Raw genomic sequence first — 19,427 nt, 5'->3', positions numbered from 1 at the left:
TCATCCATGCCCATATCCCACTGCCCATGCAAAACCGATACCAAACATATCTATCCTCTTTTTACGCTAACGCCTGCTCCAGATCCGCAATCAGATCATCCACATTTTCAATACCGACAGACAGACGTAAAAATGTCTCCGTAATTCCAAGACGTTCCCGGATCTCAACCGGCACATCGCCGTGTGTCTGCAGCATCGGATAGGTAATCAGGGACTCCACGCCGCCCAGACTCTCCGCATAGGAAATAAGCTTCACGCGCTCCAGCACCTTTCTCGCCGTCTCCTCTGTATCAGTGCGGAACGAAATCATGCTGCCCGCACCGCGGCTCTGTTTTTGGTTGATCTCATAACCCGGATGCTCCGGAAGTCCTACATAGTAGACATCCGTTACTTTTTTCTGCTCTTTCAGCCAGCTCGCGATCTTCATCGCATTTTCCTGCTGCCGTTCCACGCGCACTGACAGAGTCTTGATGCCGCGCAGGACTAAGAAAGAATCAAACGGAGAAAGTCCGCTTCCGATCGTCTTGAACAGATACCGGATCTGCTCTGCCAGCGCCTTGATCGGCGTACATAAAAATCCAGCCAGCGTATCATTGTGACCGCCTAAAAACTTCGTGCCACTGTGGACAACCAGATCCGCGCCCTGCGCGATCGGATTCTGCAGATACGGGGACAGGAAGGTATTGTCCACGATCAGAAGCAGTCCGTGCTTCGTCGCCAGACGGCTCATTTCCGCCAGATCGGTCACCTGCATCGTCGGGTTGCTCGGTGTCTCGATGTAGAGTGCCTTCGTCTGATCCGTGATCGCCTTCTCAACCGCCTCCACATCGGCTGTATTTATATAGGAAAATGAAAAACCGCGCTTCTTTTCCAGTGCCTCAAAAATACGGACGGAACCGCCATACAGATCCTCGGTACACACAAAATGGCTGCCACTGTCAAACAGCTCCATCATCAGCGAGATCGCCGCCATACCGGATGTGCAGGCAACGGTATCAACCGCTCCTTCCAGAGCCGAAACAGTCTTTTCCAGCTCGTCTCTGGTCGGGTTGCTCTCACGCGTATAATTATGACCGGTCGATTCCCCAATACCCGGGTGGGCAAAAGTCGCCGTCTGGTAAATCGGTACTGAAACAGCGCCAAAAGAATGGTTTTTAGAAGTTTCCGGATCTCCGCAAATACAAGTTGTCTCTATCTGATAAGCCACGATGTCATCCTCCTGTGTCTATTTGCTATATCAGCAAATTTGTTTTTTATATAATTTTCTTATTTCATATTGTTTTAATTGGTTTATCAGTGATTGTAATGCGGAATTCCTACTTTGTCAATAGGAATTCCATACAGTCCGCCATTTTCCCGGGCGTTTTCCTTCCTCAGCGCCAAAAACTATCAAGGTACATTTTTTGTTTTTTCACAGAACGCACCTTCCAAACAATTCAAGTCGAACGTCCGTGAGACTTGGCGCGTGATTCTGGTCAGCGAAGCTGACATATTCTTTACAGAATCACTGCGCATCCTCGCGGAGCGTTTATCTCAGTCGGAGACCCAACTCCCACTGAGACAAATTTGCTATTACTCACCACCTGAAGAGGTGGGAGTCTTCTCGACTGAGATAAAAAAACGGTCAGAATCAATGACATCTTCCCACATTTCAGAAATATATCATCCATTCTGACCGCTTTAAATGGCTGCAGTTCTCGCTCCCCTTACCAGTAGGTTTCACTTTTCATCAACCACACGCTAATTTTTACCAAATTACACTTTTAATTTCCTTTGCAGACTTCCTCTAGAAAATACCGGTGCACCGTCACATCCTCATTCAATTCCGGATGAAATGCCGTCGCAAACTGGTTTCCCTGTCTGGCTGCGACTATCTTTCCGTCCACTGTCGCCAGCACCTTAACATTTTCCTGAAGCGAAGCGATGTACGGCGCGCGGATAAAAGTCATCGGAATCGTCCCCAGACCGGCAAATTCAGCCTCCGTGTAAAAACTTCCGAGCTGACGCCCGTAGGCATTCCGCACCGCCGACACATCCATCGTCGCAAAGCACGGCGTTCCGCCCTCGATCTCCTTGGCCAGAAGCAGAAGCCCCGCGCACGTTCCATACACCGGAAGCCCTGCCGCAATCTTTGCCCGAAGCGGCTCATAAAGCCCCAGCTCATCCAGGAGCTTGCGCATCGCGGTGCTCTCGCCGCCCGGCAGAATCAGTCCGTCCATCGGCCGCTCCAGATCCGGAAGCTGCCGGATCTCAAACGCCTCTGCGCCCAGTTTCCGTACCATGGCAATGTGTTCGGCAAACGCGCCCTGCACCGCCAGCACGCCTATCTGTTTTTTCTCCATCTTACTGTCCCCGCTCTGCCATCAAAATCGCAATCTCATTCTCATTGATACCAACCATCGCCTCGCCCAGATCCTCAGAAATTGCAGCAAGTAATTTTGCATCCTTGTAATTCGTTACTGCCTGCACGATCGCCGACGCACGTTTCTCCGGATTGCCTGACTTGAAGATACCAGATCCAACAAAGACTCCCTCTGCGCCCAGCTGCATCATCAGAGCCGCATCCGCCGGGGTAGCCACACCGCNNNTAGCCACACCGCCTGCCGCGAAATTGACAACCGGGAGACGTCCATTGTCATGTACATAGCGGAGCAGATGAACCGGAACTTTTAATTGTTTTGCTGCCTCGTAAAGCTCATCCTCACGCAGGTTCTGAACCCGGCGGATCTCCGAATTCATCGCACGCATATGGCGGACTGCCTGTACGACATCGCCCGTTCCCGGCTCGCCCTTGGTACGGATCATCGAAGCACCTTCCTCGATCCGGCGCAGCGCCTCTCCCAGGTCTCTCGCACCGCAGACAAACGGAACCTTGAACTGTGTCTTGTCAATATGGTACACATCATCCGCCGGAGATAATACCTCGCTCTCATCGATATAATCAATCTCGATCGCTTCCAGAATCTGCGCCTCCACAAAATGACCGATCCGGCACTTCGCCATAACCGGAATCGAAACTGCCTCCTGAATGCCGCGAATCATCTTCGGGTCACTCATACGGGACACACCGCCCGCTGCCCGGATATCCGCCGGAATCCGCTCCAGCGCCATAACCGCACACGCGCCTGCCGCCTCCGCGATCTTCGCCTGCTCCGGGGTTGTGACATCCATGATAACGCCGCCCTTTAACATCTGTGCCAGCTGTTTATTCAGTTCATAACGATTCTCTGCCATTTTTATTCCTCCCGTGGTTGAATATGATTTTTCTTTGTAAGCCAAGCGTCCTTACGATCCTTGCAATCAATACCCGAATCCACTGAATCATTCACAGTCAAGCGCCTCTTCTGCCTTTCTATTCTGCCTTGCGAAAAACAATTCACTGACATTCTGTATTTTTACATTCATTTCCGCATCAACTTAGTAGGAATTATAACAAAAACTGTACTGATTAAAATATACACTTTTAAATATTTTAATCAGTACAGTTTGTTCTTTTCTCAAATCTTATTCTATTTTTCTTTTATCTGCACAAACCGGAGCGCCCCGGCATTCCACCAACGCCACTCCACTTACCCATTTTTCAGCTTTCCGTTTGTGTCTACGCCTCTTCCGCCTCCAGCAGCGCCTGGTACACATCCCGCTTCGAAACCCCGCGGTCCTTCGCCACCAGCTTCATCGCTTCCTTGCGGCTGTTTCCCTGTGATTCATAATGTTCCATATGCTCTTCCAAGGACATCTGCTGCCAGCGCGCCTGATCCTCCGCCTCGATCTCCTGGACGGATTTGCCCTCGATGACGATCACGCACTCGCCCTTCGGCTCATTTTCCGTATAATACGCCACCGCCTGCGAAAGCGTCGTCCGGAACGCCGTCTCGTATTTCTTCGTCAGCTCCCGGCAGATAGACGCCTTTCTATCCCCCAGCGCCTCGTAAAGCTCCGTGAGCGTCCGCAGAAGGTGGTGCGGCGCCTCGTAAAGCACAATCGTGCGCGTCTCATTCTGAAGCTCTGCAAGCACCCGCTGGTGCTCCTTCTTGTCCGTCGGAAGAAATGCCTCAAAACAGAACCGTCTCGTCGGAAGTCCCGAAATAATCAGCGCCGTAACACACGCCGCCGCTCCCGGAAGCGCGGTTACTTTAATTCCCGCCTCGCAGCACTGGCGCACCAGCTCCTCGCCCGGATCCGAAATACCCGGCGTCCCGGCGTCCGTGATGCAGGCAATATTCATGCCCGATTTCAGCTTCTCCACCAGCACACGCGCCTTCTCGACCTTATTGTACTCATGGTAGCTCGTCATCGGTGTATGAATATCAAAATGATTCAGAAGCTTAATACTGTGCCGCGTGTCCTCCGCCGCAATCAGATCCACCTGCTTTAACGTCTCCAGCACCCGGAATGTGATGTCATCCAGATTGCCGATCGGCGTGGCACACAAATATAATGTTCCTTCCATCGTTCTCCTATTCCATTAATACCCGTAAATATCATAAATCTCATCCGTATACACGCCCGGCTCTTTATACACAATGATCGGCTTTTCCACTGTCATCAGCGCGCCGCCGCCGCGCACCGCCTCGATGAGAACCATATTGGCCTCTTTATCTGCAAACGGATGGACAAATTTCATCCGCTTCGGCTCCAATTTCTGGCTTTTCATCGCCATCAGAATCTCAATGAGCCGTCTCGGACGGTGTACCATATAGAGTCGTCCGCCGGGACGAAGTGCCGAAGCCGCCGCGCGCACGACATCCTCCAGATTGCAGAGAACCTCATGGCGGGCAATCGCCTTGGGAAGATCGGGATTTTTCAGCCCGTGGCTGTCGTTCATGTACGGCGGGTTCGTCGTTACCACATCAAAGGATGCCTTCTCAAACAGCGTCGGAACCTCCTTGATATCGCCCTGCACGATCGAAACCTTCTCTTCCAGCCTGTTGAGCGCCACACTCCGGGATGCCATCTCCGCCATCTCCGCCTGGATCTCCAGACCTATAAAATGGCTTCCTTCCGTCTTTGCCTCCAGAAGAATCGGGATAATACCGGTTCCCGTTCCCAGATCAAGCGCTTTCTCGCCCGGCTTTACCGATGCAAACCCGGACAAAAGCACCGCGTCCATGCCAAAACAGAACCCGTTCGTCTTCTGGATGATCCGGTATCCGTTCCGCTGCAGTTCATCGATCCGCTCGCCCTCTTTAATTATCATCCAGCTTCGACTTTCCTTCCTTTTTCTCCAGTGCCTCCAGCGCTTTCAGCTCCGCATCGTTGACATTTCCCCTGTCACGGCGGCGCTTCGGCTTAAACTTGAGCTGATCCACACGGTAATCACGGATCTCCTTCTCATCCCGTCCTACCGTCACAACCACCTTTACCTGCTGGCGCAGGACGCTGACGCTGTGAACCTCGCCTTTCAGCCCGTCATCCGTTGTGACGTAATCGCCGACACTCGGCAGATGGCTGTTCAGATCCTCATACGTCTCTTCCTCGTATTTCAGGCAGCACATCAGACGACCGCACACACCCGAAATCTTCGTCGGATTTAAGGACAGGTTCTGCTCTTTTGCCATCTTAATTGAAACCGGAATAAACTCCGATAAATATGAATGACAACAGAGCGGACGACCACAGATACCGACGCCACCCAAAATCTTCGTCTCATCCCGGACGCCAATCTGGCGCAGCTCGATCCGCGTCTTAAAGACCGCCGCCAGATCCTTGACAAGCTCACGGAAATCGATTCTTCCATCCGCCGTAAAATAAAACAGCAGCTTATTGTTATCAAAGGTGTATTCTGCATCGATCAGCTTCATCTGCAATTCATGCTTGCGGATCTTTTCCTGACAGATCTGGAATGCCTCATGCTCTTTTTCTTTATTCTTCCGTTCCAGCTCCTCGTCATTCTTCGTCGCCATACGAATGACCGATTTCAGCGGCTGGATCACCTTCTTCTCATCCACCTCGCGGACGCCAAGAACCACCTCTCCGAACTCGATTCCGCGGGCGGTCTCCACGATCACATGGTCGCCCATCTTGATTTCCATCTGCGCCGGATCGAAGTAATATACCTTTCCGGCCTTGCGGAACCGGACTCCGATTACCTTTATCATAAATTTAATTCTCCTTCATCGTCAAAAGCATCAGCTCCAGCGCCAAATCGGTGTTGACGTTAGCATTCAGCCGGACTTTTGCCTTTTCAATCGCACTCAATATCTCTTCCAGCCCCTCATAGGAACTCTTCTGGCAGCAACTGCTGACCGCCGAATACTCATCCTTAAAGATCAGCGAATTCATGTCCTTTGTGACCTTAAACATCAGAATATCCCTGTACCAGAGCTGCATGAAATCCAGGCACTCATACAGATCCAGATTGTCCTCCTGCAGCTTGCGGATATAATCCAGAAGCATCGGAATATCCATGTCCTTGATATTTTTAAGCAGCGTCAGCACCTCTCGGTACAAAAGTGCAAACTCCTCCGAAGAGGCGAGATGAATCGCTTTTCCTAAATTTCCTCTCGCAAACGCCGCATAAATATCCGCCTGACCATCCGAAACGCCCATTTTCTCCGTCAGGTAATCGCTTACCACCGAATCCTTGAGCGGACGAAGTTTCAACTGGATACAGCGGGACAGGATCGTCGGCAGAAATACCTCCGGGTTCGTCGTGATAAGCACCAGCACCGCATAGGCCGGCGGCTCCTCAATCGTCTTTAAAAGAGCGTTCTGCGCCTGCACCGTCATTTTCTCCGCCTCATCGACCAGATATATCTTATATGGACTGCTGTACGGGCGGATCGAAACCGTATCATTGATCTGAATCCGGACATCATCGACACCAATGCTCGCAGGTTTCTCATGTGTCACCCAGATCACATCCGGATGATTGCCCGACAAAAACTGCTTACAGGAATGGCATTCCATGCACGGCTCCGTCCCATGTTTCTCGCACAAAAGCGTCATGGCAAATGCCTTCGCGATCGTCTTGCGTCCCATTCCTTCCTCGCCCGACAATATGTAGGCATGTGAAACTCTCTGATACCCGATCGCCTTCTGAAGGTGCTCTTTTATCTTCTCATGTCCAATAATATCGTGAAAACCTGCCATCTTGATGCTCCTTTCAGGGCTGGACTCTGGATTTTAATTCTAAAATCGTTTCAATCATATGGATCGGTTGGGATCCCTTCTATCATGCCCTTCTTTTATTATTTGTAAATCTCTATCATCTTAGTATAACACAAGATTTAACCTCTGCCTAGTGCGATGAAATTCCGAATTTGTTACTGTTCACGCATACGTGCCCAGTAACGGAATTTGCCGTGGCTTCGCATTTAAATACGGCAAATTCCTGCTGCCACCACGTTTTCTTACGGCACTTTCGGTTCCAAAAGTGCCAATCCGTGAGCCCGAATTTCCCTTACCAACGTATCCACACACGCTTCCAGCTCGCGGTTTTCAAACCGGTTTTCCGCCCGGATCCCACATTTTTCCATATTTTCGGCACTGAAATCTGCCTCATCCGCCAGGAAACGGCGGCACAGCTCCGCATACTTTGGCTCTGTCTGCTGCCGTTCCCGGTCAAGCGCACGCTGAAGGCGTTCACCGTCCTCCACCTCAATGTAAAGCGGCACCAGCGCATCCGCGCCGAAATAATTCTGCGTCCCCTCATACGATTCCAGCGTCCCGATCATGAAATAATCATCCGATCCCAGATCGATCTGCCCATCGTCCACCGTTGCATAACTCCACGGTCCATAAACAGTCTGGTAGGTTCTCTTTTCAATGATCTTTCCCTGTTTCTCCAAATCCGCAAGCCTTTTTCCGGTCACAAAATGATACTCCTCACCGTCCCGCTCGCCTGCCCGGATCGGTCTGGTCGTATACGGCACCACCGTCCGGATCTGCGGCAGCCGCTCTCTCAATATCTTATAGATCGTGTCCTTCCCGGACGCGCTCTTTCCCATCACGTAAAATATATGTCCCATCTTCCTATTATGCCTTTCCAGCCAGTATTTTCACACGCATTCCATCGTATATATAAATCCGATTTTTCTCTGTTTCTTATGGCAAATGTGCGAATTTGTCTTCAACAAAGGATTTTTGCCTTGTAAGCCAAGGTTTTCGTACGGTTCCCACAGTAAATGTGCGAACCTGGTGAATCAATACCTGATATTTCCTAAATAACAACCTCTATCCACAAATCCAATTTGTCTGATTTTTCACAAATTCCTTCCACCGTAAGTCCCAGCTTCCAATCCTCACGGATCCGCGCGATCTCCCTTGTTCCAATCCGCTCTCCCGGCATCAGCATCGGCACCCCCGGCGGATAAATGGTAACGCAGGTCCGCGCCGCCCTTCCTTCCGCCTCCTCAAGCGGCACCAGCATGCCATCCCCATGCCATGCCTGCCAGGGGAGACACATCTGCTGCGGATAGTTTTCTGAATCATTTTCTTGGTTCGGTTTCTGATTCGATTGTGCTCCCGAAAACGGTTCCTGCCTGCCTTGTTTTGCATCTTTCAGCCCAACACTTTCCGCCTCCAGCTTTTCCACCCGCGCATCCAGCTCCAAAAGTGCCCGCTCCAGACGCGAAAATCCTTCCTCCGTATCCATAAACGAAGTCATCAGAAGCACATACCGCCCGCTCGACATCTCCGCCTCCAGATGATACTCTGTCCGCAAAACCTCTGCCAGTCTGGTTCCCGTCATAAAATCTGGAAATAGCACCAGTTTTGACGGATCATATCCATACACACCTGCCGCACCACAGATTTCCTCTTTCAGAAGCCGGAAATGTTTTAGCTTCGCCAATTTTTCCCGGAGTTCCCGCAATCGTGCGCCATACCGCGCCATCTCCCCGGCTCCTTTTTCTGCCATATACCGGACGCAGTTCTCCATCGACGCAATCAGAATATACGACGGGCTGGAACTCTGGTAAACCGATAAATACTGTTCCACCTTCTTCGCATCCAGAATCTGGCTTTTCAGATGCAGAATCGCCGTCTGTGTCAGGGATGGAAGCGTCTTGTGAAGACTCTGGATCACCAGGTCCGCCCCCTCCTGTAACGCTCCATCCGGGAAATAGTTCCCATCCCCAAACGGCAGATGCGCGCCGTGCGCCTCGTCCACAATCAGCGCCGCTCCATGCCGGTGCGCCGTCGCTGCAATCCCCTGGATATCCGACACGATCCCCTCATAGGTCGGGGAAGTCACAAACACCGCCCGGATCTCCGGATGCTCCAAAAGTGCTCGTTCCACCTGATCTGGCTCGATCCCTCCCGGAATCTGAAACTCCGGCACCTCCTCCGGATATAAATATACCGGTTCCAGCTGGTTTAAAATCACCGCGTGATACGCCGATTTGTGGGAATTTCGAGCCATGAGGATTTTTTCCCCCGGCTTCACCGCCGCCGCGATCGCCGCCAGAATCCCGCACGTACTGCCATTCACCAGATACCAGCTCCGGTCTGCTCCGTACACCGCAGCCGCCGAATTCATCGACTCTTTCAAAATATCTTCCGCATGATGCAGGTTGTCAAATCCATCAATCTCCGTGATATCCACCGAAAATGGATTCGGAACGGAAGTTATCCCCATTTTCACCTGGCGTTTGTGGCCCGGCATGTGGAACGGGTAGGCATCCGACGCCGCATAGGTGGATAAACGTTCTAAAAGCGGCACTTCCGGACGTAGGATGATTGTTTCCGACCGCATTTTCCTGTCTTTATTCACTTTTTCTTCTTCCTTCTGTTTCTCTCTTTTTTCGTTCATATCTTATTTCTATCCGCTGCACCGCATCCCAGAAGCATTTCATTTCCCTGAAAACAACTTTTTAAAATTTTATTTCTATCTTTTATAAAAAACTACCGCAGTATCTGATCGCCATCCTTGACACAAAGATTTTTCTTCACACCTAATGTTACCATCCATCCACGGACAATCGGCGTCTTATACGAACCAGCGCCCGCGACGCCATCCTGCACATTATCCCAGAGCCAGTCCGGCGTCGGCCATAAGCAGACCTCCGGTAAAATCTCCTGGTAGAGCTCCTCTTCCACGCCTCTCTGCCCATGGTGCGCCATCTGTAGCACATCCGATTTCAGTTCCTCCTGCGTATGATTGGCAAGAAAATCTTTCCCTGCCTGCCAGCCCATATCGCCCAAAAACAAGATCCGTTTTCCGCCCATCTCCACGCGGTACACGACCGAGCTGTTATTAAAACTATTTTCCGTGCAGGCAAACGGCTCGTTCATCACTGTGATCTCCGCGCCCGCCACTGAAATCTTCTGCCCTTTCGTAAGCGTCCCGCATTTTTCTGCTTCCGGCAGTTTCGCAATTGCTTCCGTGATCCGATCATAACACTCCAAATCTGAATCCCGTCTTGAAACCTGCTCCTGACCTAAAAATTCTTTATCCAGAAATGAATAATACACCTTACCGATCGAGATCGGCATCGGATCCATGTTTAAAATCTCCGTGATCGCCCCCACATGATCGCTGTGCGGATGGGTTAAAAGCCATGCATCCACATGACCGCCCAACTCCTGAATAACCTCAATCAAATGCGGTGCATCGACATCACGACCGCCGTCTACCACGATCACCGCGCCTTCCTTCGTCTTCATAACGCAGGAGAGGTTCTGCCAGATATCCGCACACGCTAAAAGCCGAAGCTCTCCCCCGTCCAGATACGGCTCCTCCACGCCCGGCTCCGCCGCCTCCGCCGCAGCTAACGCTTCCATTTCTGCCGCCGACTGCTGTTCCCCCAGGTTATCTAAATCAATCGGCTGATCTGGATTTTCTCCATTTTCATCTCGGACAGCCTCCCGCTCTGTACTGTCCACGATTGCTACCGTTCCGGCTGTCTCCGGATAGTTCGTGAACCGGCGGCTACATCCGCTCAAGTTCAAAAGGAACGTCATGCCAAGCGCCGCCGCTGCATATAAATATTTCCAGCGTTTCTGTTTCATCTTGTTTGGCTCCATTTTTCTTCTCCATTTTAAAATTTCTGCATTTGCCTATTTCTATTCTTACTTCCATTTTGGTTTTCTATTTGCTTCTGTTTTCAATCAATTATAACAGCTGCCATATCCGAAAACAAGAAATTATATATTCAAGAAAGACTCCTGTCTGAATGGCTTTTTTACTTAACATGAATGTTAAACGAAGTTTCCTATTTCTTCTTCGCGCGAGTGCACATCATTGGCACGTTAGTGCCTTTTTGTGTAATAGAGAATTCCAAGGGATTTCCCATTATACAAAAAGACACATCGCGTCTGCAATGTGTCTTCGTAATGAGGCATCGGGGATTCGAACCCCGGACAACTTGATTAAAAGTCAAGTGCTCTACCGACTGAGCTAATACCCCATATGCCCAGAACCGGAATCGAACCAGTGACACGAGGATTTTCAGTCCTCTGCTCTACCAACTGAGCTATCTGGGCGTAATGGTTATTTGGTTTTATGCGGATTAAAAGTTTGCTTGTCGCTTTTTTTAGTCCGAAGTGCTCAGCTCAAAAACTTCGTTTTTTCGCTTACGGCATTCGCCGTATACATCTAAAAATATATCTGTTAAAAAACATGCAAGCATGTTTTTAACTTCTATATTTTTATCTGTGCACTTCTCATTGCATAAAAAAATTGCGGGGGCAGGATTTGAACCTACGACCTTCGGGTTATGAGCCCGACGAGCTTCCAGACTGCTCCACCCCGCGCTAATTCTTACTCTATTATTATATACAATTTCTGGAAAAATACAACCATTATTGTAAAAATAATAATGGATGGAACAGTTAAAAACTGTTCCCGATACTGCCGGCGACCGGAATCGAACCGGTACGAAGTTTAACCCTCGCAGGATTTTAAGTCCTGTGCGTCTGCCAGTTCCGCCACGCCGGCATCATGATTACTCATGACTGGCACAAAGCCAAATGGATGGAGGTGGATTCGAACCACCGAAGCGAGACGCAACAGATTTACAGTCTGCCCCCTTTGGCCACTCGGGAACCCATCCAAAATTGCTCTGACAGTTGAAAATTATAACATGGCTGTCTCAAAAAAGCAAGTGTTTTTATATATTTTATTTAATATTTTTATTTCCATTTTTTCCTGCTTTTGATTCTTCTCGCTCAACTGCCAGAAATCATATATCTTGTCGAAGCCGCATTTCCTACAATGCCGTATCATTTCCCGTCAAAACGATACTTCCGACCGGTGGGATTTTCACCTCGATATAGCCGTCCTTTACCTCATGTTCAACCTGTCCGGCGTTGTAACCGTCCTCATAGGTCATCATTTCCCGGCGCAGGACCGCCCCGTCGCGCGCCCCGATCTGCCAGACCGGAATCTTGAGCGTCAGCCAGTCATCACCTGTATTGACCGCCGTCACGCCGCAGCACGCGCCGCCAGCTCTCTGAGCACTCTGAAAACGTCCATAGGCAATATAGCCATCTCCTGCCGCCAGCGCTTTCAGGGAACCATTTCTAAATGCCGGACAGCGTTTCCGAATGCCGCTCATGTAGCGGTGGAACTCGATCAGCTCCAGGTTTTCCCCGCCCCACGGGTACGTCCGGCGGCTGTCCGGATCGGTCCATCCACAGACACCCGCTTCGTCACCGTAATAGATCGTCGGTGCGCCCGGCCAGGTCATCTGCATGACAACACCCTGGCGGAAAATACCATAGCTGATGCCTTCCTCCGCTGCTTTTGCACCTGCCGACGCAAGACGGCCCACCCGGCGGTTTGTCCGCGTCATAAAGCGGGAGTGATCATGGTTGGACAGCTCGTTCATCGCACACTGCACGGAAGCCGTCGGCATTTCACTCATATGGTAGCGCATCGCCTCAAAAAAGGCGCATCCATCCCCAAACAGCGCCGGATTTTCTTCGTCACTGTGCTTCTCCATCCCGGTCAGAAACCATGACAGCGGCTCCATAAACGCATCATAATTCATGACCGTATCCCACTGATCGCCCTTCAGCCAGTCATACGGGCTGCCGTAATGTTCCGCGATCATGACCGCCTCCGGATTTGCCTCCTTGACTGCCACGCGGAAATCACGCCAGAACTGATGGTTCATCCCGGCACTCCGCCCCAGATCTGCCGCCACATCCAGCCGCCAGCCATCTGCTCCAAACGGCGCCGACACCCATTTTTTCGCAATCCCCAGAATGTACTGGTACAATTCCGGCGATTCCTCGTAATTGAGCTTCGGAAGCGTCGCGTGTCCCCACCAGCCGTCGTAGCTGTCATTAAACGGCCAAGCATTTTCATTGTGAAACTGGAAAAAATAGCGATACGGGCTGTCCTCCGAGACATATGCCCCCTGCGGATAGCCGCCCGCGTGCTGGTACAGAAGTTCCGCATCCAGCCATTTATTGAAAGAACCACAATGGTTGAACACACCGTCCACCAGCACCCGGATTCCCCGCTTGTGTGCTTCCTCAATCAGGCGGGCAAAAAAGGCATCGCTCGCCTCCAGGTTCTGCTCATCCGCCGTCCGCGTCATATATTTATGTGCGCGGTCATTGTCCGTATCTTCCGGGCACACCAGTCCGTCTGCGTCCTCCAGAATCACTCCATAATGCGGATCGATATGGTCGTAGTCCTGACAGTCATACTTATGGTTCGATGGTGATACAAATACCGGATTTAAGTAGATTGCTTCTATCTTGAGACTCTTTAAATAATCAAGTTTATCTAAAACACCCTGCAGATCACCGCCGTAAAACCGTCCCACATCGAGTGTACTGATCGGTTCCTTCCAGTCCGTCACCCGGGTGACCGGTTTTTTCAGATAAATATATTCATTGGTTTCCGTATCGTTTGTAGGATCGCCGTTGCAGAACCGATCCACATAGATCTGATACATCAGCGCGCCCTTGCTCCACTCCGGCACATGAAATCCCGGAATCAGGCGGAACGGGTGCGCCGCCGCATCCTCTGTCAGCCCGATCCGGTTGTAAAGACAGACGTTCTCGCCCCAGGTTACCTGAAATACATACGAAAATGTTTTCGTTCCCAGAGTCAGCGCACAGCTGTAGTAATCAAAACGGCTGTCTGACTTGTCAGCCATACCGCTACCATCTATGCCTCGATTTGTATCTGCACCGTTCCCAACGCTGCCAGCACAGCACTCCCACGAAAGCCGTTTCATCTGCCACTCCTGCAAAAGCGCCCCGGTCTCCGGGTCATATTCCAGCAGTACAACCGCATCTGCTCCATTTTTCTCTGTTCTGAAATAAAATGTAACGACTTCACCCGCATCTGCCTCCGAAGGACAACGGTAATCCTCTGTCTCGTCGCAAAATAGCGCGTCGCGATTGATCTGCTCCATCTGTTTCCCTTTCCAGCGGTTTCACCGCTTTCACAATCATGTTATTTTCTGCCCATATTTTACAGGATTTCCCAAAATTACACAAGTTATTTTCACACCCCTAATTTTAGGTTTTTATTTGTTTTCATTTTCAAGAAAAAAGAATGTGCCTTGGCACATTCGGGCGTCTCGCGCGGTCGCTTGCGACATGTTTCTGCTTCGCGCGAGTGCGCATCCTCGCGGAGCGTTTTTTGTTTCATAGTACATAATTTCCTATGAAATAAAAAAGGTCAGCGGGGTAGCTGACCTTTTTAGGAGAAGGTATTTCGTTTTATGGGGTGTAGCAAAAACTATATAATGTATTGGGGGGGTTACGTCTATTATAATAGCATAGGAGCAGAAATAAGTGTGCACAAACATCGTTTTATTTCGATTTCTTTTTTGTGCAAATCAACATTCTCTCCCTAAATGTCCAGCAAAATCCGCCCGAAATTTGCATAAAAGAAGGCTTATTTCCAGACCTGTTTCATGCTTTGAACTTTTTATGCTTCTGTCACCGGAGTTTCAGCTTCCCCTGACGGCTTTTCTCCATCCTGGAACAGCGCTTCAAACTCAGCCTGACCGATCTTCTCTTTCTCCATCAGCAGGGCACAGCAGGAATGAAGGACATCCTCGTGATCGAGAATGATCTGTTTTGCCTTGGCATAGCATTCGTCGATGATGCGTTTTACCTCGCTGTCGATCTCGCTCGCCACTTCCTCGCTGTAGGTTCTCGTATGCGCCAGGTCGCGGCCAATAAAGACCTCGTTGTTGTCTCCACCGTAGTTGATCATGCCCAGTTTTTCTGACATACCGTACTCGGTTACCATCGCGCGCGCCATCGAGGTCGCCTGCTTGATATCCTGGGAGGCGCCGGTCGTGATGTCGTCAAAGATAATCTCCTCGGCGATTCGTCCGCCCAGCGAAACCATGATATTTTGAAGCATTCTGCCCTTCGTCATATGAAGCTCATCCTGCTCCGGAAGCGGCATCGTATAGCCTGCCGCACCGACACCGGTCGGAATGATCGAAACGGTGTGAACCGGTCCCACATCCGGGAGGACATGGAACAGAATCGCATGACCCGCCTCATGGTATGCGGTAATCTTCTTATCTTTCTCGGAAATCACCTTGCTGCGCTTCTCAGCACCAATTCCCACTTTAATAAAGGCTTTCTCAATATCCGTCTGGGTCAGGAACTTACGTCCCTCTTTTGCGGTATTGATCGCCGCCTCATTCATCAGATTTTCCAGATCGGCTCCGGTAAATCCAGCGGTTGTCTGCGCGATGCGGTGTAAATCCACATCCTCGCCCAGCGGTTTTTCCTTCGTATGAACGCCGAGAATCTCCTCGCGTCCCTTGACGTCCGGTCGTCCGACTGCCACCTTTCGGTCAAATCTGCCCGGCCGCAGAATCGCCGGATCGAGAATATCCACGCGGTTCGTCGCCGCCATGACGATGATGCCCTCATTGACTCCGAAACCATCCATCTCAACCAGGAGCTGGTTGAGCGTCTGCTCTCGCTCGTCGTGACCGCCGCCCATGCCGGTACCACGCTGTCTGGCAACCGCATCGATCTCATCGATAAAGACAATACACGGGGCATTTTTCTTGGCTTCCTCAAACAAGTCGCGGACACGGGATGCGCCGACACCGACGAACATTTCAACAAAATCCGAACCAGAAATCGAGAAGAACGGAACGCCTGCCTCACCCGCCACCGCTTTGGCAAGCAGGGTTTTACCGGTTCCTGGAGGTCCGACTAAGATCACGCCCTTCGGGATGCGCGCCCCGACGCCAGTGTATTTCTGCGGATTTTTCAGGAAATCTACGATCTCCTCCAGTTCCTCTTTCTCCTCTTCCAGACCGGCAACTTTGGTAAAGTTGACCTTGCTGGTCGATACCATCCGGGCACGGCTGCGTCCAAAATTCATCATCTTGGCATTTGCCCCGCCGCCGGAACGAGAATTGATAAACATAAACAGGAAGATCAGGACGCCTGCGGACAAAGCGATCGGCAAGATCACCGTCATAAAATAGCTATCCTGGCGGACGCTGGTGGTCGTGTACGGAACCCCCGCCTTGCGCAGCGCCATCTCTACTTCCTTCACATCCAGCACATTGAATTCCTCCCGGTCGCCGGAGGTTGTCTCAAAAACAACCTCACCGGTCGGCACCTCGCGGTTCGGGCGGATCTGTGCGCTCTCTACGGTCTTATTTTCCAGATATACCATGAACTCCGGATAGCTTAATTCCCGCTCCGTCGCCATTCCAGGGACTTTCAACGAGAAAAACATGATAACGAGCAGCATGAGGATCAGAAGCCCCACGCCTCCCATCGACTGACGTTGTTTCAACTGGCTTCCTCCTTATACTTCCACAACACCGATGTACGGCAGGTTGCGGTATTTCTGATCGTAATCCAGGCCGTAACCTACGACAAACTCATCCGGGATTGTAAAGCAGGTATATTTAACCTGAACCTGTTTTTTCACGCGGCGCTCCGGCTTGTCAAGCAGGGTGCACAGCTCGATATTTTTCGGATTTCTCTGTTTTAATACCTCAATCAGATATGCCAGGGTGCGTCCGGAATCGATGATGTCCTCCACGATGATGACATTCTTGCCCTCCAGCGGCTCGTCCAGATCCTTGATAATCTTTACTACACCGCTTGACTTGGTGTCGGAACCGTAGCTGGATACAGACATGAAATCCAGGGAAACCGGAATAGTCAGGCGTTTTGCCAGTTCGCAGGTAAAGAATACGCCGCCCTTTAAGATACAGATCAGGTGGACTTCCTTTCCCTCATAATCTTTGTTGATCTGTGCTGCCACTTCACTGATCTTCTTGTTTACTTCTTCTTCCGTTAATAATACACGAATCTTATCAGCCACTGCTTTTTCCTCCGTTAAATTCCACCTCAAGGATGGTTTTTGTCTGTTCTGTTATCTTATAATATGCGCTGATCCGGTGCCCCACTATCCACAGGATATGTTTTTCTTCCGCCAGAAGCCAGATTTCCTCCCGCTCCTGTCTCGGAATTTTCTCATCGATCATCCAGGATTTCAGCGTCTTCCGACCGCCGGACGGCAGTGTCAGGTAGTCCCCCGGCTGCCGGTGTCTCAGCGATAAGGTACCTTTTATTTTATCATAGTCAAACCATTTCGTATACTGGTTTTTCGGAAATTCATCCCCCTTTTCACAGGGGAAAGTATGCATCTGCAAAAGATTCCCATTCTGGATGCCCGGAAGCAAAACCCCTTTTCTTTCCCCTGGATGACTAAGAGGGCGCACTTCAAGAAATCCATATATATTTACCGCCCGGAACCCATGCGGCAGCGAAATACTCTTTCCGGTTCCCTGGTGCAGAAGTTCCCGCACCGCCTGCACATGCGTCTCCGTCACGTCCCGGAGCGGCATTTTGCTCTTTAAAAACAACCGCCGCACGATATAACCCTGCACAATCTCCGCCTGTTCTGCCAGCGCTCCTGCATCCGCCTTTCCGTCCGGTGCATGCTTTTGAAGCCATTCTTCTGCCACCTCTTCCAGATAGGCATCTGCCTGCCGGATGCGTCTGCCCGCCTGGTCGATATGACGGACTGCCTGTGCATTCAGGCGCTCTTCTACCGCCGGAAGCAGTTCATTCCGAAGCCAGTTGCGGCTGTATTCACTCTCCTGGTTCGTCGAGTCCTCGACCCAGTCCTGTCCCTGCTGCCGCAGCCAGGTCTGAATCTCGCTCCGCTGCGCCCAGAGAAGAGGACGGATGATGCGCCCCCGCACCGGAGCAATGCCGGAAAGCCCGGTCAGACCGCTTCCGCGGAACAGGTTAAAAAGAACCGTTTCCGCGTTATCATCCGCATGGTGGGCAGTGGCGATATGAACCTGCCGAATCTCTTCCTCCCACGCCCGCGCCGTCTCCTCATACAGGCGGTACCGTGCCAGTCGTCCCGCCTCCTCGACGGAACATTTCCGGTCAAGCGCCTCTTTTGCCGCATCGATACGGAACTCATAAAAAGGAACTTCCAGCCGTTCACACAGCATCCGTGAAAATGCCGCGTCCCGATCCGCCTCCGCGCCGCGCAGCCCGTGATGGACATGGAGCGCCCGCAGGGAAATCTGAAACGTCTCCCGCAGCTTCCAGAGTACCAGCAAAAGACCGACGGAATCCGCTCCCCCGGATAAACCGACCAGAACGCCATCCCCCGGCCTGGTCATATGATTTTGTTTCATATAAATTTCTGTTTGTTTCTGCATTCTTTTATATTTCTTTTTATCCCTCTTAAAAATAAATCCACACGTAACTGTTCAGTACCTTCACAGTATAACGGATCTCCCCTTATTTCTCAACCTGCCAGATTCTACCGTTTACCCACGTTCCAGCACCGTCCCGACCAACACTGTGCAGTCATCCACCACACCCCCGTCCGAAAGCCCGGACGCAAACGCCAGGATCTGTTCTGCCAGTTCCTGCGGGTTGCCGCCGGAAAGGTTTGATACAAATTCCATGAACGTCTCTTCCTTGTGTTCCCCCGGCATCGCTTCAAGAATGCCGTCGCTTATCATAATAATTTTCTCGCCGTCCCACATTTTCCGCGACATCAGAACCGGCTCCGCGTTCTGTACAATTCCCATCGGCAGTCCGCCTGCTTCCAGAAACTCAACACCCTCACGCCCCAGAATAAAGGTCGGCACCGCGCCCAGCTTCATCGCTTCCAGCACACCGGTCCCCAGATCGATACAACATAGATCGATTGTTGCCGGATTCTGCTCCGTGCCCGCCAGCAAAAGCACCGTATTTACCAATTTGAGCGCCGATCGTGCCGAAAATCCCGTCTCCAGCAGGCGCTGGGTCAGCTCAATGACCTTCTCGCTGTCCTCGCTGGCGCTTCTGCCGCTTCCCATGCCGTCCGACAGGCTCATAATCACCTGCCCCGGAAGCCCGGTCTGCACCGTACACGTATCGCCTGAAATAGGTTCACCCTCCCTGGGGCTGCACGCCATGCCGTACACCATCCGGTATTTACCTTCTTCCACAAAACGGAAGGTCGCCGCATTGCGGGTGATCAGGCTTTTGCTGTCTTTCGCCACACT

Annotated in this window: 16 protein-coding genes and 5 tRNA genes (1 of these 21 running past the window's edge); all 21 read right to left on the bottom strand. The window is 51.2% G+C overall.

All coding sequences use genetic code 11. The annotated features are described in order from the left end of the window. Window positions 1-61: 61 nt before the first annotated feature. Entirely contained in the window at window positions 62-1,207 is a 1,146-nt protein-coding gene (locus QVO97_RS11195) for a trans-sulfuration enzyme family protein (protein WP_022360405.1), read from the bottom strand. A 556-nt stretch (window positions 1,208-1,763) separates the two neighbouring features. Next, window positions 1,764-2,342 (bottom strand): pyridoxal 5'-phosphate synthase glutaminase subunit PdxT, encoded by a 579-nt coding sequence (gene pdxT / locus QVO97_RS11190; protein WP_022360404.1) that lies wholly within the window; start codon window positions 2,340-2,342, stop codon window positions 1,764-1,766. A gap of 1 nt (window position 2,343) precedes the next feature. Next, window positions 2,344-3,234, bottom strand: a complete 891-nt coding sequence (pdxS, locus tag QVO97_RS11185; protein ID WP_022360403.1) for a pyridoxal 5'-phosphate synthase lyase subunit PdxS — start codon at window positions 3,232-3,234, stop codon at window positions 2,344-2,346. Window positions 3,235-3,598: 364 nt separating this feature from the next. Beyond that, complete coding sequence (gene rsmI / locus QVO97_RS11180; protein ID WP_022360402.1) at window positions 3,599-4,450, bottom strand: 16S rRNA (cytidine(1402)-2'-O)-methyltransferase; 852 nt, start codon at window positions 4,448-4,450, stop codon at window positions 3,599-3,601. Between the two features lie 15 nt (window positions 4,451-4,465). Further along, window positions 4,466-5,197 carry a tRNA1(Val) (adenine(37)-N6)-methyltransferase gene (locus QVO97_RS11175; RefSeq protein WP_022360401.1) on the bottom strand — a complete coding sequence of 244 codons (732 nt, stop codon included), beginning with the start codon at window positions 5,195-5,197 and terminating at the stop codon, window positions 4,466-4,468. Next, window positions 5,187-6,098: a PSP1 domain-containing protein gene (locus QVO97_RS11170; protein ID WP_022360400.1), complete on the bottom strand. Its 912-nt coding sequence runs from the start codon at window positions 6,096-6,098 to the stop codon at window positions 5,187-5,189. Before QVO97_RS11170 ends, QVO97_RS11175 begins: the two co-directional genes overlap by 11 nt. A gap of 4 nt (window positions 6,099-6,102) precedes the next feature. Beyond that, on the bottom strand, window positions 6,103-7,092 hold the full coding sequence (gene holB, locus QVO97_RS11165) for a DNA polymerase III subunit delta' (RefSeq protein WP_022360399.1): 990 nt from the start codon (window positions 7,090-7,092) through the stop codon (window positions 6,103-6,105). A 260-nt stretch (window positions 7,093-7,352) separates the two neighbouring features. After that, window positions 7,353-7,970: a guanylate kinase gene (locus QVO97_RS11160; protein WP_022360398.1), complete on the bottom strand. Its 618-nt coding sequence runs from the start codon at window positions 7,968-7,970 to the stop codon at window positions 7,353-7,355. 191 nt (window positions 7,971-8,161) lie between these two features. Continuing rightward, the gene (locus tag QVO97_RS11155; RefSeq protein ID WP_022360397.1) at window positions 8,162-9,754 is read right to left on the bottom strand and encodes an aminotransferase class I/II-fold pyridoxal phosphate-dependent enzyme; all 1,593 of its coding nucleotides are present in this window, start codon (window positions 9,752-9,754) and stop codon (window positions 8,162-8,164) included. A 92-nt stretch (window positions 9,755-9,846) separates the two neighbouring features. Continuing rightward, the gene (locus QVO97_RS11150) at window positions 9,847-10,968 is read right to left on the bottom strand and encodes a ComEC/Rec2 family competence protein (RefSeq protein ID WP_022360396.1); all 1,122 of its coding nucleotides are present in this window, start codon (window positions 10,966-10,968) and stop codon (window positions 9,847-9,849) included. A gap of 310 nt (window positions 10,969-11,278) precedes the next feature. Next, window positions 11,279-11,351, bottom strand: a tRNA-Lys gene (locus QVO97_RS11145). A 3-nt stretch (window positions 11,352-11,354) separates the two neighbouring features. Continuing rightward, a tRNA-Phe gene (locus tag QVO97_RS11140) sits at window positions 11,355-11,427 on the bottom strand. Window positions 11,428-11,623: 196 nt separating this feature from the next. Continuing rightward, window positions 11,624-11,697: transfer RNA gene (locus QVO97_RS11135), tRNA-Met, on the bottom strand. A gap of 98 nt (window positions 11,698-11,795) precedes the next feature. Next, a tRNA-Leu gene (locus tag QVO97_RS11130) sits at window positions 11,796-11,881 on the bottom strand. A 33-nt stretch (window positions 11,882-11,914) separates the two neighbouring features. Further along, window positions 11,915-11,996, bottom strand: a tRNA-Tyr gene (locus QVO97_RS11125). Between the two features lie 156 nt (window positions 11,997-12,152). Next, window positions 12,153-14,318, bottom strand: coding sequence for a glycoside hydrolase family 13 protein (locus QVO97_RS11120; RefSeq protein ID WP_022360395.1), 2,166 nt, complete (start codon window positions 14,316-14,318; stop codon window positions 12,153-12,155). 521 nt (window positions 14,319-14,839) lie between these two features. Next, a complete protein-coding gene (ftsH, locus tag QVO97_RS11115; RefSeq protein ID WP_333490970.1) occupies window positions 14,840-16,648 on the bottom strand; it encodes an ATP-dependent zinc metalloprotease FtsH in 1,809 nt (602 codons plus the stop codon). Between the two features lie 57 nt (window positions 16,649-16,705). Next, entirely contained in the window at window positions 16,706-17,230 is a 525-nt protein-coding gene (hpt, locus tag QVO97_RS11110; protein ID WP_022360393.1) for a hypoxanthine phosphoribosyltransferase, read from the bottom strand. Then, a complete protein-coding gene (gene tilS, locus QVO97_RS11105) occupies window positions 17,223-18,566 on the bottom strand; it encodes a tRNA lysidine(34) synthetase TilS (protein WP_022360392.1) in 1,344 nt (447 codons plus the stop codon). The genes hpt and tilS overlap by 8 nt, the downstream gene beginning before the upstream one ends. A 135-nt stretch (window positions 18,567-18,701) precedes the next feature. Next, window positions 18,702-19,370, bottom strand: a complete 669-nt coding sequence (locus QVO97_RS12835) for a SpoIIE family protein phosphatase (protein WP_369678422.1) — start codon at window positions 19,368-19,370, stop codon at window positions 18,702-18,704. Continuing rightward, window positions 19,357-19,427, bottom strand: the final stretch of a protein-coding gene (locus tag QVO97_RS12830) for a hypothetical protein (protein WP_022360390.1). It continues 709 nt past the right edge of the window; the window shows 71 of its 780 coding nt (coding positions 710-780); its start codon lies off the right edge, out of view; its stop codon occupies window positions 19,357-19,359. The genes QVO97_RS12835 and QVO97_RS12830 overlap by 14 nt, the downstream gene beginning before the upstream one ends.

It is taken from the genome of Clostridium sp. CAG:43, from assembly GCF_000434655.1.
Classification (GTDB): Bacteria; Bacillota; Clostridia; order Lachnospirales; family Lachnospiraceae; genus Otoolea; species Otoolea fessa.
The sequence above is the reverse complement of the archived record's forward strand: the minus strand, read 5'-3'. Positions and strand labels throughout refer to the sequence as shown.